The 16,566-nt window shown below is 48.2% G+C and carries 10 protein-coding genes and 1 pseudogene; 5 read left to right on the forward strand and 6 right to left on the reverse strand.

The window, feature by feature from the left end; translation table 11 throughout:
- The 6 genes from K1Y79_RS28465 to K1Y79_RS28490 form a co-directional block, all read right to left on the reverse strand.
- A complete protein-coding gene (locus tag K1Y79_RS28465; protein WP_220253628.1) occupies positions 1–1,155 on the reverse strand; it encodes a cytochrome-c peroxidase in 1,155 nt (384 codons plus the stop codon).
- A gap of 3 nt (positions 1,156–1,158) precedes the next feature.
- The gene (locus K1Y79_RS28470) at positions 1,159–2,094 is read right to left on the reverse strand and encodes a hypothetical protein (RefSeq protein ID WP_220253629.1); all 936 of its coding nucleotides are present in this window, start codon (positions 2,092–2,094) and stop codon (positions 1,159–1,161) included.
- 22 nt (positions 2,095–2,116) lie between these two features.
- Positions 2,117–3,508 carry a RagB/SusD family nutrient uptake outer membrane protein gene (locus K1Y79_RS28475; protein WP_220253630.1) on the reverse strand — a complete coding sequence of 464 codons (1,392 nt, stop codon included), beginning with the start codon at positions 3,506–3,508 and terminating at the stop codon, positions 2,117–2,119.
- Positions 3,509–3,530: 22 nt separating this feature from the next.
- Entirely contained in the window at positions 3,531–6,824 is a 3,294-nt protein-coding gene (locus K1Y79_RS28480; protein WP_220253631.1) for a SusC/RagA family TonB-linked outer membrane protein, read from the reverse strand.
- A 58-nt stretch (positions 6,825–6,882) separates the two neighbouring features.
- Positions 6,883–7,908, reverse strand: coding sequence for a FecR family protein (locus tag K1Y79_RS28485; protein ID WP_220253632.1), 1,026 nt, complete (start codon positions 7,906–7,908; stop codon positions 6,883–6,885).
- A 70-nt stretch (positions 7,909–7,978) separates the two neighbouring features.
- Complete coding sequence (locus K1Y79_RS28490) at positions 7,979–8,542, reverse strand: RNA polymerase sigma factor (RefSeq protein WP_220253633.1); 564 nt, start codon at positions 8,540–8,542, stop codon at positions 7,979–7,981.
- 198 nt (positions 8,543–8,740) lie between these two features.
- On the opposite strand from K1Y79_RS28490, the gene K1Y79_RS28495 reads away from it, so the two are divergent.
- The 5 genes and pseudogenes from K1Y79_RS28495 (at position 8,741) to K1Y79_RS28520 (ending at position 16,565) form a co-directional block, all read left to right on the forward strand.
- Positions 8,741–9,337: an RNA polymerase sigma-70 factor gene (locus K1Y79_RS28495; RefSeq protein ID WP_220253634.1), complete on the forward strand. Its 597-nt coding sequence runs from the start codon at positions 8,741–8,743 to the stop codon at positions 9,335–9,337.
- A 63-nt stretch (positions 9,338–9,400) separates the two neighbouring features.
- Positions 9,401–10,378: a FecR family protein gene (locus tag K1Y79_RS28500; protein WP_220253635.1), complete on the forward strand. Its 978-nt coding sequence runs from the start codon at positions 9,401–9,403 to the stop codon at positions 10,376–10,378.
- Positions 10,379–10,497: 119 nt separating this feature from the next.
- The gene (locus K1Y79_RS28505; protein WP_220253636.1) at positions 10,498–13,755 is read left to right on the forward strand and encodes a SusC/RagA family TonB-linked outer membrane protein; all 3,258 of its coding nucleotides are present in this window, start codon (positions 10,498–10,500) and stop codon (positions 13,753–13,755) included.
- Positions 13,756–13,766: 11 nt separating this feature from the next.
- A pseudogene (locus K1Y79_RS29220) lies at positions 13,767–15,236 on the forward strand (SusD/RagB family nutrient-binding outer membrane lipoprotein).
- A gap of 9 nt (positions 15,237–15,245) precedes the next feature.
- A complete protein-coding gene (locus K1Y79_RS28520; RefSeq protein WP_220253639.1) occupies positions 15,246–16,565 on the forward strand; it encodes a purple acid phosphatase family protein in 1,320 nt (439 codons plus the stop codon).
- Position 16,566: the final 1 nt, after the last annotated feature.

Here is a 16,566-nt window from a genome sequence, read left to right on the forward strand (position 1 = left end):
TTATTCCATGCCTGGTAATGCCGGCGGTGCAGGCTTACGTACCTGGGTGGTCAAAGTTTTCAGAAATGCCTCCAGTGACTGTAATTCTTCCTTATCCAGATTGAGTTTACGAAGTATAGGTGAAGGGATAGGTCGCTTTGTTTCATCGACCACGACAGATTTCTGGATCGGAGAAGGATTACCCAGGTTATAGTACTCAACTACATCGCGTAATGTAGGGAAGTTGCCATGATGCATCCATGGGCCGGTTTGCCCGACCTCCCGCAGCGATGGCGTACGGAATGCACCAATATCTTCCTGTTTTTTGGTCAGGTGATAATGGCCGAAGTCTTCCATTTTTGAGCCGTACAGTGCCTGTCCGTCGTTATGGAACTGATTATCTGAAAACAGTGGCGTGTTATGGCAATTGATACAGCGGGCTTTTGTGCGGAACAGGTGCAGGCCCTGTACCTCCTCATCAGTAAGGATCGTACTGTTACCACTGACGAATTTGTCGAAGCGGCTGGTATTGCTGACAATACTTCTTTCAAAGGTTGCGATAGCATATTGAATCCGCTCAACGGTTACTGCGTCATCACCGTAGGCAGCTTTAAACATGGCTGCGTATGCAGGAACAGCTTTGATATTCGTTTCCATCTGTGCCAGCGTCTGCGCCATTTCCACTTTATCCTGTACGGGGAATACGGATTGCGCTTCAAGAGTAGCCGCGCGCCCGTCCCAGAAGAAACGTTTGTAGAAGCCGACGTTGAACAAGGTCATTGCGTTACGCTTACCCGTTTGCCGGTTATGTCCATAGGACACCCTGCGGCCATCGCCCCAGCCTAGTTCAGGATCATGGCAGCTGGCACAGGAGATCTGCATAGACTGGGACATCCGCGGATCATAGAACAGTGTCTTTCCCAACACCTCTTTCTCTTTGGAGTAAGGGTTGTAGTCAGGATACACAGGTTTACCAAGACGGCCGATGTCTGTAAAGCCGGCACGGGTGGCACTGTCCAGATCAGGCGCAGGCCATTTGCCGGGATCTCCGCTGCTATACAACTGACGAAGTTCATCAGTTGTATAGTGAGGAGCAGTATGATCTATACCGGCGGCACCAATAAGTACCCCGCCTGCCAGCAATCCTGAAAATAGAATAATACGGGAGAATGTCATGAATTAGAGCGTAAGTTTGTCTACACTGAATTTGTAGCTATATTTATTGACGGCAGCGCCACCGAAAGCAGAGTCGTCAAAGTTCACATCGATCTCAATCAGTTTGGTATCCATATCGAAAGTACCAGTACCACTAAAGCTGACGTTGAAAGTAGTGCCATCTTTACGGGTTACTACCACATCCTGGTTAATTACCTCTACTGTGCCTTTCCGTGCACCAGGTGTAGCAGGGATCAGGCGCAATGCTCTGGGAACATTGATCTTGGCAGTTTTTGCACTGGTAGAGCCGCCACCCATTTCTGCATTGTAGATACGCATCATATTCAGGAAAGGTACACCGCTTTCAGCCACATAGTTATTGACAAAGCCTAACACGGTAGCGTTAGCGCTGTCCAGTACGGAGAAGTGTGCAGGAATGGTTGCCCACTTCTGGGTAGCCTCATTAAAATAGTAGGTATTCGGGGCATAGAATGATTCATTTTTGAACCAGGTAGCCGCCGGTGCGAAAGGCATAATGCGTACAGCCAGTTTAGTATTAGCGCCAGATGCTACCGGTAATGCAGTAGAATCGATGGTAACGAATACAGTACGTTTAGCGGTATCATAGGTATGTTTCGCATTGATTTCTACAGTTACCTGTAACGGGCTTTCAGAAACGGTAGTTTTGGTTACTGCCAGCGAGGTATCTACCTTGTTGGTAGCAGAATCTGTCATGATCAGCTTGAATTTGCTTTCAAGGTCTGCTTTAGTAGCACCGCTTACAGGAATCACGACGCTGAAAGAGGTAGTACTGCCGTTCATATCTATATTGGCAACAGTGCTGCTGAAAGAGACCGTTGCAGGAGGCGGCACTACGGGCACTGCATTCTCAGTTTTGCTGCACGCAACCATTGCCGTCATTCCAGCGGCCATCAACATGTATTGTAATTGCTGTTTCATATTGGTCATTTATATTAATGAATTAGTATCCGTTGTTTTGTTTCAGCGAGGGGTTTACATCCGTAGCAGTCTTAGGCAGCGGCAATACCATGCGGTAATCCTCGAAGGGAATAGCTGGCAGTCCGCGTTTCTCTCTGATCAGGTCAAAGAAGTACTCGCCCTCGAAAGCAAATTCTTTCCGCCGTTCCTGCCTGATCCAGTAAAGCAGATCAGCCATATCAGTCACACCCAGTTTTACCTCCGAAGTATCTGCCCGCATCCTGATTAAGTTCAGGTCATCGTACCCCTGTTGCAGGTTGCTGAGATGAGCAGCAGCTTCCGCCCTGATCAGCACTATGTCTGAGAGGCGTAATACCTTGATGGGAGTAGCATTGGCAGCAGCGCCTTTGTACTTGGCGGTGAAGTAAGCTATACGGCCGCTGATGGTTTTAGGAACGAATAAAGTGGCCAGTCCGCGTACATCGTTTTCCCGGTACAATGTATACAGCGAAGGATGGGCTTCATATTGCTGCTCAGGTCCGTTATCGCCATAGTAGTTACCTAATGTGGTACCTGCAAAGTTGGCTTCGAGCGCCAGCTCCAGGATAGACTCGCTGCTGGGCACGCGGGTAGTCCAGCTGGCTACATATTGCTGGTTAGTCATGAGTGTACGTCCGCCGGTTCTGATAACATTATCCGCGTGCATATAAGCCTGCTGCCACTTCTCCTGGTAGAGGTACACCTTGGCGAGTAGGGCTTCGGCGCTTACCGCATTGAAGGTATTCTGTGTGTAGCCGCCCGTAAGCAGCGGAGTAGTGTTGGCAAAATACCTGAGAGCTGTTTCAAGATCATCAGTTACCGCTTTATAGGAAACGGTAGCCGAACTTCTCTGTGGCAAAGGATCGTTGTATAACCTCGGGGCAAGATTAATGACAATACCGGGATGTGAAGCGTCTTGTGTATAGGTATATGGCCGTGAGAACAGGCGTAAGAGGTCAAAATGACCTAACGCTCTCAGGCAGCGCGCTTCCGCTTCCAGTCTTCTCACAGCTGCGTTAGTAGTATCTCCGAGGCGGGTAGCAGCTGCGAGGATGTTATTGACGTTATTGAGAAAAGAATAGTAATCAGTATATGTCGAGTTCATACTGGATGTCTCTGCATCCTGCAGAAACGAATAAAGATCCATTAATCTCACGTTCGTCGTCTTGCTATACAGTAAATTTCCTGCCACCAGATCAGGGTAGATCATCCTGTTGCCGTGATATTTGTCGAGCGTAAGCAGTGAACTGTATGCTCCTACAAGGGCCGCCCGTGCACCTGACAGATCGCTGAAAACGGTTTCATTGGATAGCTTGTCAGAAGGATCTACATCCAGTAGTTTTTCGCAGCTGCCCATGATGCAGACAACAGCAGCCAGTAATATATATCGGATCATTTTACACATGGTTCATTACATTTTAAAGTCCTATCCTTACACCCATAGTATAGGTGCGCATTTCAGGATATACAAAACGAAGTGCTGCGATACCGTTACGGGTATCTGTACCATTATCATTCTGGTACCAGTAGAACAGGTTACGCGCGTTGGCATAGATGTTTACATTGTCCAGCCCTGCCCTTCTCAGCATTGCTTTCGGTAACTGATAACTTACGGATACGTTAGACAGCTTCAGGAAGTTGATATCTCTGAGGTAGCGGGAAGAGTTAGCCACCAGCCTCCGCGGATAGTAGAGCCTCGGTACATCAGTTACATCGCCTGGCTGCTGCCAGCGATCCATCAGATCAACGATCTGGTTACGGTGATTGAGGTTACGGCCGTCGGACTGTATATCTTTGTTCAGGAAAACGCTGGAACCAAAAGAATACTCCACATTCGCAGTCAGAGAGAACCTACCCAGGGTAAAGGCGTTGATCAGACCACCCTGTGCCTTCGGCAGCCTGTCGCCCAGCACCCTACCAGAAGATGTAGGTAAGGCATTGATGACGGCAGCATCTACCAGCTTGCCCGTCGGATCATAAAACAGCTCCTCTCCCGTCTCAGGATCTACACCCGCCCATTTCCAGCCCCATATAGTAGAGGTGCTGATACCGGGTTGGGCCACCGTCATGCTGGTAGAAGAGTACATTGGCGTAAACCCGTCATTGAAGCGCAGGATCTTACCTCTGTTGAAGCCCAGGTTAAAGACAGTATTCCAGGTGAAATTATTACGCTGGATATTGGTGCTGTTGATGGTTAGTTCAAAGCCTTTGTTACGCATATCGGCAGCATTCACACTCATCATGGTGAAGCCGGTTTCCGGTGCAACATTGATACTGGAGATCATGTCCCGGATTGTATTATTGTAGTATTCCGCCACAACAGAGATCCTTCCCAGGAATGTGATATCCAGGCCAATATTTAACTTATAGTTCTTTTCCCAGCTCAGATCCGGGTTAGGTGCAGCCGTGCCATCAGGTACTGCGCCTGTGTTACCCTGATAGTTATTACTACCGAAGAGGTAAAGTCCTCTGGCAGCATAAGTACCTATACGGCTGTTACCGGTGCTTCCATAACTGGTACGTAAGCGCAGGAAGGTAAGCTTGCTGTTGTTGAGCAGGAAGTTCTCATTAGAGATCACCCAGCCCAAGCCTATGGATGAGTTCAGGGCCACCTGTTTGTCTCCGCCGAAGATGGACGACTTATCCGCCCTGACATTGACAGAGGTGTAATATTTCTTTTTATAGTCGTAGGCAACCTGTGAGTAGTAGGACACTGTTGCATTCTCCATGGTAGAAGAAGCGGAGGTCTGCGTAGCTGCATTGTTCAGGTTGCGCAGTTTGTCATAGGTGAAGCCAGCGCCGGTACCTCTCAGCAGGTCGGTACGCTGACTCTGCGCCTGGGTACCTGCCAGTGCGTATATATGATGATCTGGCGTCAGGTTCTTTTCATAAGACGCCTGGATAAAGGATACCCAGCCCAGGTTGCGACGGTCGAAGATCTGCAGAAAGCCATTACGGGTGCGGCCGGTAGCGTTAAGCGCCGACTGGAATATATTCTCGCTATTGGAGTAATAGTCAGCCCCTACATTGGCCATTACCTGTAAGCCATCAGCTACCTGGTAACTACCATTGACAGATCCTGTCATAGCAAAACCTCTGTGTGTGTCTGTATTCTGGTTTAACACCGCTACAGGATTAGGCACATTCAGTCCGGCGAGATCGTTGTAAGACCCGTCAGCATTATAGGGAGACACGTTTGGCGGCAGGATGACCGTATTAAAGATGTTCAGGCTGTTCTGTGCAGTCAGCGTCGGACTTAAGTTCACTGTCAGTTTCATCTTATTGCTCACTTCATGATCTACCCTGATACGGGCATATATCTTCTCCAGATCATTGGCCAGGGAGCTGGCATTCTGTTTCAGGTATCCACCAGAGAGACGGAAAGTAGTACCCTGCTTTCCACCACTCAGGTCCATGTTCACATTATGGTAGCTGGCATTACGATTAGTGAGTCCGAACCAGTCTGTATCAATCGTCTTGCTACCCGCCAACTGGTCAGCTGCATTGTCCGTCATACCATTGTTCATGTAAGTTTCTTTCAGCAGCTCATGATATTGTGAACCGTTCAGGTACTTAATCTGATTGATAAAGCTGGATACACCGGTTTTATAGTCTACGTTCAGATTAGTCTTGCCGCTGGCTCCGCCTTTGGTAGTGATGATGATAACGCCATTGGCAGCATTGGCCCCATAGATAGCGGATGCAGCCGCATCTTTCAGTACAGAGATTGACTTTACGTCAGCAGGATTGATGTTAGAAAGCGGATTGAGATAGTTCTCATTGGCAAATCCGCCTGGTTCATCGCCTCTTTGCTGTTCATACAATGGGATACCGTCTATCACGTAGAGCGGCTGTGAGGAAGTGGTACGGCCATTCATCATGGCAGTGAGTGAACCTTGTCCGCGGATGTTCACTTTCACCGGCGTATTCAGTTCTGTATTTGTTTCAACATAGACGCCGGCAATCATACCTTCCAGCATCTTATCAATACTTTCTATAGGTCTGCTTGTCTGCAATGCCGCAGAGTTGAGCTGACTGATACTACCTACTACTTCTTCCCTGCGTCTGTCTTTGGTGTAAGAGCTGGTTACGACTACTTCAGCCACTTTGAGCGGATTGTCTTCCAGGTAGGCGGATACCCTGTTTTGCGAGGTGACTACTATTTCCTGTGCATCCATACCGATATAGCGGAAGATAAGGGTGAAGGTGGCAGGTCTTTCCTGCGGGAAGCGGAAAGAGAACTCTCCGTTACCGTTGGTGGTAGTTGCTTCCTTTGTTTCTTTGATAACGACGCTTACACCAGGTAAGGGCTGACGGTCATTCTTGCTGTAGACGATACCGTTCAGTTGTCTGTCGGCCGCATTAGGCGCACGGTAAGCAGCGGTAATGGCGTTACCTATCTGCCGGAAGGTAATATTGGATACTCTGCCAAGCTGTTGCAACGCCTGATCCAGCGTTCCTTTGAACTGCATATTGATGATCTGATCACCTTTGACGGTATTCTCATCGTAGTTAAAAGAGATACCCGTTTGGATCTCCAGGCTGGCGAAAATATTCTTCAGTGGCTGCTGGCTGGCATTGATCTTCACGTTATACTGCTGCCACGGCTTAATGGACTGCGCCATAGCCGACAGCTGTACAGCCAATAAGATAATAAGTACCCCGAGGCAGTACAGAAGCTGCCTCCGGATGATCGGAAGAATGTTGTTCATATGCTATGCGCTTTACGTAGCTGTCCCATTTATCGTCAGGAGATAAATGTTCTCAATGTCACTGTTGTATAAATACTGTATCGTTTGCTGTTGTGTATCGAAGGTCGTTGGCATAGCAGATGCTGGCCACTACCTGTTTGTATCCGACGTTATCAAAATGGCCGGTATACTGCATGTTCACTACTTTAGACCTGTTAATGCAGGTGATGTTATAGAGGCGCTTCAGCTGCAAAGCGATCTCTGGAAAGTCCGCATGATCGAAGTATAACTTATTCTCTCTCCAGCCCAGTTCTGTTGTTGCGTCAAAGGTTGCTTTTGACAAAGTGGTCTGGCCGGCGTGATAGGTAATGGCTTCATTAGGTACGAGAATAATGCCTTCGGGGCTGGTAGCCACTACCTTCAGTTTACCATTTACCAGTGCTACCCTGCTTTTACCCGATTCAGGATAGTAGCTCATATTAAAGGAAGTACCCAATACGTTTACGATCATATCCCCACCCTGCACAATGAATATGCGTTTGTCGTTACGGGCAATGGTGAAAAAAGCTTCACCGTCCAGCGCTACGATCAGAGAGTCTTTTGCCGCCGTCTGGGCATACCTGATATGCGTACTGGCGTTCAGCTGGATAGTAGAACCATCAGGCAGTTCTATAGTTGTACGCTGCGTAGGAGCGCTGCTGAAAGATGTCCATTGCAGGGGCGTATATTGTCGCTGCCGGCCTGATAATAACCATAATCCTGCAGCTATCAGGATGCCGGCCAGTACAGCCGCTGCCAGTACGGTACGTAACATATGTCTCGGTGCAGGTGGTATATTTAAAGGCTGCACAGGAGGCTGTTCAACCGGCTGTTGTGCAAGGAAAGCCATCATTCTGGCCTGTTCTGCTTCGAGTTCCTGTTGTGGTATGTGACCCAGCAGCCTGGCCAGCATTGTTTCAGCTGTGATTATCTCTGTAAGTCTGTCCGGATTACATCTGATCCAGTTCTGCCAGAATTGGACATCCTGTTCGTCTGATTGCTGGAAATATCTGATAAATGACTCATCTGCCGCAAAATCCTCCGCCTTATAAAGTTTAAAATCCATGAAACGAATGTCCCTTTTATAACCAGTGCAAGAAATGCTTCGTTTTTACCCCGGATTGCTGAACTTTTTTTTAAGCCATGGCCAAAAGAATCGGTAAAAGCAGCACCCGCAGGCATTGGCGCATGGTTTTCAGCGCTTCATATAATTTATTGTATACGGTGCGGGGCTGAAGGGACAGTTGTGCAGCAATCTGTTCGTAGGTCAGGTTCTCATAGTATTTGAGACGTAATATAGCCTGTTGCGTAGCGGAAAGCTGACTCATAAAATGCTGGAGCTTTGTTTTCATTTCCGCATCCTGTTCAGCACTGACCAGCATATCTTCATATGACTGCTCTATGCCATGCTGGGTATCAACCACTTCATCTGTATTGATACTGAGCACTTTTACTTCTTTGAGGATCTTCCGCTTAACATAGGTGAACAGGTAAGCTCTGGGTTGTTGCACAAGGGGCAGTGTTGCCCTGCCAGACCATATTTCACAGAATACTTCGTGGATGCAGTCCTTTACCAACTGCGCATTACCGTGTACACGAAATCCGAAGGCATATAATGGCTGATAGAACTCATTATACAGTTCCAGAAATGCGGACTGATCTCCATTGATCATACTTCTCCAAAGTGCTGGTGCATCCAAAAGCTATAATATTTACCTTACAAAATACAAAGAGCTGGCAAAGTTCTCAATGGATGAGCGATATTTTTCGACGATCAGGGAAAATAATTTACGCAATCGGGAAAAATACCAGCCCACTACCTGTCAGTATGACATTTTATTATTAATACTGCCTTAACATACTACTTCTATATTTGCTGGCATCTAAACAGTGACCTGATGGACTTCACTCCGCTGACTGAGACATTGCTGAATGACTGGCTGACTGGCGATGACACCTGCTTTAAGCCTTTATTTGAACATTATTTCCCCCGCCTGAAGCGCTATGCAGCCGGCATTACCGGCGATCAGACCACAGGAGAAGAACTGGCCATGAACGTGTTACTGAAGATATGGCAGCAGAAAGCACGTATTAGTAGTGTCCGGGATTTCGACAGTTACCTGTTTACAATGATGCGTTATGAGGTCATTAGCATGATCAGGCGGAAGAAGACTATTACCACTGCACTCAGCGAGACAACTGAGGAGACCCCTGCACACGAAGATATTCATGATACGATCAGCTACCGGGAACTGCTTCGCAGATATCGTCAGTGCCTGGATAAACTGCCTCCACGCCGCCGGGAAGCATTTATCCTGAACAGGGAAAAAGGTATGAGCTATGCAGAAATAGCTTCGCTGCTCAATGTCTCTATCTTCACCGTACAGAATCATATTGCGTCCTCCCTGAAGTTTATGCGTACCGAGCTGCAGGACTACGCCGACTTCCTCCCCTTCGTAGCATTGGTTGCTGTACCAATGTTAACTGTATATTAATTCAACTATTGTAGATAGTTGACTGCCTTCCCTCCCGACGTCCTTTAGCATGAATCAGCAATTATGGACACTTACCAACCTGGCAGGGCAACACTCATTGCCTATTTTGAAGGTACAATAACAGACGCCTCAACCCGTGCGGCGGTAGAAGCATACATTGCAGCAGATACCCATCCGTTGCTGGTGCAGGCCTGTATGCAGACTGCCTGGGAAAACACCCGTAATATAGTAGTAACGCCTGCGGCACCTGCCGACTGGGACAAGTTCAGGATGATCGCAGGTATCAGGGAACACCGCCGTAAATCTGTGTGGCCTGCACTGGTAGTCGCGGCTACCTTACTGCTGCTGGTATCTTCTGTCCTACTGTATTATATACACCGGCGACCTCAGACTACGCCTGTTGCCTGGACAGAAATAGCTGCCGCTGCGCAGGAGCTGCGTACCGTACACCTGCAGGATGGCACTAAGCTGACATTGTTTCCAGGCGCGAAAATCCGCTATAATAACCAATACAACCATACAACGAGAGCACTGCAACTAACAGGACGTGCCTATTTTGAAGTAGCCACCGTTGCCGGTAAGCCATTTACAGTTGCCACCGGGCAATATACCACACAGGTACTGGGAACTTCCTTTGAAATAGCCGAAAAACCACATCAGCATGAATTGAAAGTAGTACTGGTATCGGGTAAGGTCAGACTGATGGATGCACAGCAACAGGTACTTTCCGACCTGCAACCTGACCAGCAGATCACTATACGTACAGACAACGCTGCCTATCATGTGCTGAAAGTTGACGCAGGGTCCCTGGTTTCATGGACAGCGGGCCGGCTTTCCTACGATCAGGCCACGCTGGAAGAAGTCTGCACAGAACTGGAGAAGTGGTATGGTCAACAGATTATTATACATCGTGCAGCCCTGGAAAAGAAGCGCGTGACAGCCGACTTTGAGCACATGCCCTTGTCTGCTGTGATGGACATCCTCTCTGAGACGGCAGGGTTTACCTATAAAGAAGTGAACGGCCACATTGAAGTGTACTAGGCCACAATAATAAAAAACGCCCCGTAGCAGCGGGGCGCTTTAAGCAACTGACTGGTTTATCAGCCAAGTAACATTGTATGCAGGCATGAACCACCTGCAAAAGATTCAAGTGTAAAATAATGAAAACATTTTTAACGCATCGTTTATTGATGCTGGTCATCCTATTGACTGTATGCAGCCAACTATCGGCGCAGCAGCCCATGGAACGAATGATCACTTTCAAAGGCAGCGCCCTCACCGTGCAGCAGTTCCTTCAGCAGGTGAAAAGCCAGCAGCAGCTTCAATTCACATTTGACGAAGATGTCAATGCCTTATTATCTCGTACTATCCGCATCCGTAAGAACCCTGTTGCTTTGAAAGAAGCACTTGACTGGCTCTCTGCCGATGCCTCCATCCAATGCCGCATTCTGAACAACTATGCCATCCTGAGCGTCATACCCGTTGCACAGAAAACACCTCCTGGCACACCCGTCTCTGCATCCATGGAGCTACCGCAACCCTCTACCAAAGCACTGGGAGAAGTAGTCGTAACAGCGCTCGGCATCAAAAAAAGTGAGCGTAACCTTGGCTATGCCGTTACGCAACTATCTGCTAAAGATGTCAGCGACGTACCACAACCAAACGTCATGAACAGCCTGGCAGCACGGGTACCTGGTGTAAGCGTCCGTAGTACAGGCGCAGATCCCGGGTCCAGTGTAATGGTGACTATCCGCGGACAGTCCTCTATCAGCAAAGACAATCAGCCCCTTTATGTAGTAGATGGCGTACCAGTAGCGCCGGCTATACAGAACCCTTCACAGGCAGTTGATGGCAAACAGACTGTTGATTATGGCAGTCCTATCAGCGATATCAGCGCAGACGATATTGCCAGCATCACCGTATTGAAAGGTGCAAGCGCCGCCGCCCTGTATGGTAGCCGCGCCGGTTCAGGAGTAATCCTGATCACTACCAAATCAGGCGCTGCTAAGAAAGGATTGGGTGTAAGCTTCAACTCCACCGCTATGTTTGACAAAGCATGGATGTTTCCCCATTTCCAACATGAATTTGGCTCCGGAGACTGGACCGGTTCAGACAATACTATCAGCACAGGGGCATGGGGACCGAAACTGAATACCGGCCGTAAACTGGTACAGTGGAACAGTCCCTTAGATGAAAACGGCCAGCCCGTGCCGCTTGACTGGGTATCCCATCCGGATAGGGTAAAAGACTTCTTCCGCACTGGCCAGACCTTTACCAACAATATTGCGGTATCTAAAAGTACAGACGCTGGCAATTTCCGCTTGTCTTATGGCAATATGCAGAACAAAGGTATTGTACCTAATACCGGCCTGAAACGTGACAACCTGACCTTCTCCGGCACTTACCACCTGAACAAATCCATCCATGTAAGTACTAACCTTGCTTATACCAATAACCGTAGTGACAACCGCCCCTCCGCCTATACAGAGAGTGTGACGATGCAGGTATATAAACTTACACCGAATGTTGATATACATGCATTGCGCAACTATTGGGTACCTGGCAGAGAAGGATTGCAACAATACAATCCTTACAGTACTGATGATAACCCATGGCTGATCGCATATGAAGAAACGAACAGTTATACCCGTAACCGTATCACCGGCAATGTGCAGGCATCCTTTGATATCAGACCCGACCTGACACTCATGGTACGCACCGGGCTGGATTACTATGCGCTGAACGAAGATCAGCGCAGACCATTTAGTGCCAAGAGAAATCCCAGAGGCGCTTATGTAGTAAAGAATGACCACTTTAAGGAGCAGAACAGCGACTTCCTGCTGACCTACAAGCCGGTTATTAAAAGTCCGCTGAAGGTATCCGTTGCAGCAGGCGGTAACCGCATGGACCAGGAAGTGATGACCAATGCACAGTCTACAGGCATCCTCACCCTACCTGGCGTATATAACCTGTCTAATGCAGCAGCAGGCTCCCTGGTAAACACGCAGTCATATACCAGGAAACGTATCAACAGCGTGTATGGCATTGGTGAAGTCAGCTATAACAATTACCTCTTCCTGAACCTGACTGCGCGCAATGACTGGAGCAGTACCCTTCCTAAAGGCAACAATTCCTACTTCTACCCTTCGGTGTCACTGAGCGCTATCGTATCGGATATACTGAACATCAAATGGCAGGAACTGTCTTACCTGAAGCTACGTGCCAACTGGTCGCAGGTAGGTGCTGACACCGACCCCTATCAGCTGTACAACACCGTGCCATTCAGTACAGACTGGGGCAGTGTGAAACGGGCTACTATCAGCTTCAACCAGAAGAACAGTTTACTGAAACCGGAAATAGCCACTTCCTATGAAGCAGGTATTGACGCCAGCTTCTTTAAAGATCGCATAGGCTTTAATCTAACCTGGTATAAGACCAATAACCGCAATCAGATCATCCAGGTACCTACTACTATTGCTTCTGGCGCCAGTACAATGCTGATTAACGCCGGCAATATCCAGAACAGCGGTTGGGAAGTAGGCCTGAATCTCGTACCGGTAAAAAGCGCTATCACCTGGAAGTCTGACATCAACTTCACCCGCAATGTCAACAAGGTGATTACACTTACTCCGGCAGTGACCAGCTATATGTTAGGCAGCACAGATGGAAGTAACATCCAGTACCTGATCAGGGAGGGTACTAAAATGGGCGATTTCTACACCAGAAGCTGGGTGAAAGTGAAAGAAGGCCCATATGCCGGACAGGCGTTACTGAACAGCAATGGCTTACAGCAGCAGGATGCCGAGTTTGTAAAGATCGGTAACTACAACCCCGACTTCATGATAGGCTTCAATAACAATCTGCAATACAAGCGTCTTACCCTGAATTTTCTGATAGACTGGCGCAAAGGCGGCTCGTATTATTCCTATGTAGCAAAAAGCCTGATCCAGGACGGCCGTACTAAGAATACGCTGCGCGGAAGAGATGCCGCGCACGGCGGACTGACATGGACAGATGCCAATGGTACATTGCGGGACGATGGAATGTTGATGGAAGGAGTTCTTGACAATGGCGATGGTTCGTACCGTCCGAATGATAAGATCATTGATGCAGCCACCTACTACGACAACAAATACTGGAAATACTACGAGAACGAGACCTATACAGCCACATATGTCAAGCTGAAGGAAGTGTCGCTGACCTATGCCTTCAACAATATCCTTCTGCAGCGCATTCCATTCCTGAGTAATTTATCCTTGTCGCTGATCGGTAGTAATCTCTATACGTGGACGGCGGCCAGAAACGGGTATGATCCTGAGATCACTATGAGCCTTTCCAATCAGCGCTATCAGGGCGTAGGTCACTGGACCTTGCCGGGTACCCGCTCTTACGGTGCAAAACTCAGCTGTAACTTTTAATCTGCAATATCATGAAACGAGCTAATATACTATACAGCCTACTCACGGCTATTACATTCACTTCCTGTACGAAGGGTTTTGAAGACATCAACACAAATCCTAACAGTCCGTCGGTAACCAGACCGGAATATCACCTTACGGAGGCTGTGACACAGACGGCCTATGCCTATGCAGAAAACGGTTTTACCAGAAGACCAGCTGCGCTGGGGCGTTACATTACCCTGATCCGTAACAACGACTATGAACTGTTCCGATGGACGTCGGTAGACTGGTCAGACATCTACCAACGTGCTATGGTCATTAAAACCATGCAACAGGAAGGCGCGGCTACCGGTCAGCCGGCATACGTAGCTGCCGGCAATGTGCTGCTTGCATTCAATATTGCTTATCTCACCGACCTTTATGGCGATATACCTTATTCAAAAGCTTTGCAGTCTGTAGAAAACGGTAATATCAAACCCACCTATGACCGCCAGGAAGATGTTTATAAAAGTCTGCTGTCATTACTGAAGGAGGCCAACACCCAGTTAATGACAGCAGGCAATGGCCTGAACGCATCCGCAGATGCTATGTTCAGCGGCGATGCCCTCAAATGGCGCAAGCTGGCCAACTCTCTTCGCCTGCGTATGTTGCTGCGTTGCTCAAAGAACTACACAACTGCTTTCACGGAGATGCAGGAAATATTGAACAACAAATAAGAGTACCCTATCATGGAAAGTAATGCAGATAATGCCGAGGTACCGTACCTGGGTGTCAAGAAAGATGATAGCTGGCCCGGCGGACCACTGAACATGATAGACAATGACTTCCTGAAAACGAAAGCCAGCAAAGAGCTGGTAGACGCCCTGACCGCACGGAATGATCCCAGGCTTGAATGCTGGATTGCACCGGTAGCCAGCAAAGAAGGCGCGACCGTAGACCAGCACACATACGTAGGCATCCCGCATGCAGTTACTAATCCGGCAGACTATAATGGCGGAGAGGCACACCAGTCCACGCTATCTTCTTTTTTCAGACAGGATAAACCGACCTTATTAAAAGCCAGTCTGATGGTGTATCCGGAAGTATGTTTCATCATTGCCGAGGCTTTGCAAAGAGGCAAGGTTACAATGAACGGTACAACTGCAGAGCGTATGTATAATAATGGTATCAGTGCATCCATGGAATACTATGGCCTGACTGCAGAAGCAGCGAAACGCGGTTATTATGAACAAGCTGCCGTTAAGTACAATGGCAGCCTTGAACAGCTGATTACACAGAAATGGATTGCGATGACATTCCGTGGCGCAGAAGGCTGGTTTGATTTCCGCCGTACGGGGTACCCGGCATTTACGACAGGACCTATGGCATTCCAGCCAAAGTTCCCGGTAAGATATGCCTGGCCAACCACTGAGCAGGATGTGAACTTTGATAACTACCAGGCAGCAGTTAGGGTATTTGGTCCGGATGATATTAATACAAAAATGTGGTACCTGCAATAAAGATAAACGATGAAAACTGACACATTAGCTAGACGTAGTTTCTTATCACGCGTTGTGAAAGCAGGCGCGCTGCTCCCTTTAACGGGGGCAGCAGCGTTTGCTGATTCTGCTACTACGTCTATACCTGAACAAGCGGATGGATACGCGGCTACACAATTCCCCGACCGTATCATACTTACCGTCACAAAAGACCCTGCTACCAGCGCTGGTATTAACTGGCGTAGTGCAGCTGGCATACAAACGTCATTTGTAGAATACACTACTGCCGATGCAGATCCTGCATTCGCGGCAAAGGCTACCAAAGTCAATGCAAACAGTACTCCCTTTCACTTCGACCAACTACATGTAACTTATCACCAGGTCACGCTTACCGGATTGCAACCCGATACACTATACACTTACCGGGTAGGTAGCGATAGCGGCTGGAGCGAATGGCTGCAATTCAGAACGGCATCAGCAATGCCTGGTAAGACCTCCCTTATCTACCTGGGAGACGCACAGGTAGGTATCCGTCCGTTCTGGAGCCGTGTACTCAGAAAAGCCTATGCACAGTTACCGGATGCACAGGCTGTCATCCACGCAGGAGACCTTGTTAACCGTGCCAATAATGACGATGAATGGGGGCAATGGTTTGAAGCAGGAGGATATATACATGGCAGCATTCCCTCACTGGTGACACCGGGCAATCATGAATATACGCATGAGGACGGGCTACCTCACCTCTCCCTTTTCTGGAAACCGCAATTTGGTCTGCCGGCTAATGGTACCGGTCATTCGGCATTGGAAGGCACTGTATTTTATACAGACATCCAGGGTGTACGCATTATTTCACTGAATACGATGATGATGGAAGAAGCAACGTCAGATACGCTCATCGCAATGCAGGTAAAATGGCTGGAGGCAACGCTGGAAAATAACCCTCATCAGTGGACAATAGTGACGATGCACCATCCGGTCTTTTCTACCAAGAAGGGGCGCTATAATGAGAAAGTACAAACACATTTCAAGCCTGTATTTGATAAGTATCGCGTAGACATTGTATTACAGGGACACGACCATGCTTACGGACGAGGCATGCGGCATATTGCCCCTTACGGCACCATGTATGTAGTATCCGTAAGCGGCTCAAAGATGTATGAACATGAGAAAATGGAATGGGCGGATGTAGTAGCCGGACATCTGCAGCTATATCAGCTGATTACCATTGAAGGAGATACACTGGCATTCAGCTCCCATCTTGCTACAGGAGAACTGTTCGATTCATTTACCCTCAAAAAGCGACGCAACAAACCGAACAGCTGTATAGAAGGAAAGAAAATATCAAAATAGC

The sequence above is a fragment of the Chitinophaga rhizophila genome (genome assembly GCF_019492185.1).
Taxonomy (GTDB): domain Bacteria; phylum Bacteroidota; class Bacteroidia; order Chitinophagales; family Chitinophagaceae; genus Chitinophaga; species Chitinophaga rhizophila.

Coding starts and splice junctions, on each gene's coding strand:
- K1Y79_RS28470 (WP_220253629.1), bottom strand. CDS start 2,094: ATGAAACAGCAATTACAATACATGTTGATGGCCGCTGGAATGACGGCA.
- K1Y79_RS28475 (WP_220253630.1), bottom strand. CDS start 3,508: ATGATCCGATATATATTACTGGCTGCTGTTGTCTGCATCATGGGCAGC.
- K1Y79_RS28465 (WP_220253628.1), bottom strand. CDS start 1,155: ATGACATTCTCCCGTATTATTCTATTTTCAGGATTGCTGGCAGGCGGG.
- K1Y79_RS28480 (WP_220253631.1), bottom strand. CDS start 6,824: ATGAACAACATTCTTCCGATCATCCGGAGGCAGCTTCTGTACTGCCTC.
- K1Y79_RS28500 (WP_220253635.1), top strand. CDS start 9,401: ATGGACACTTACCAACCTGGCAGGGCAACACTCATTGCCTATTTTGAA.
- K1Y79_RS28520 (WP_220253639.1), top strand. CDS start 15,246: ATGAAAACTGACACATTAGCTAGACGTAGTTTCTTATCACGCGTTGTG.
- K1Y79_RS28495 (WP_220253634.1), top strand. CDS start 8,741: ATGGACTTCACTCCGCTGACTGAGACATTGCTGAATGACTGGCTGACT.
- K1Y79_RS28485 (WP_220253632.1), bottom strand. CDS start 7,908: ATGGATTTTAAACTTTATAAGGCGGAGGATTTTGCGGCAGATGAGTCA.
- K1Y79_RS28505 (WP_220253636.1), top strand. CDS start 10,498: ATGAAAACATTTTTAACGCATCGTTTATTGATGCTGGTCATCCTATTG.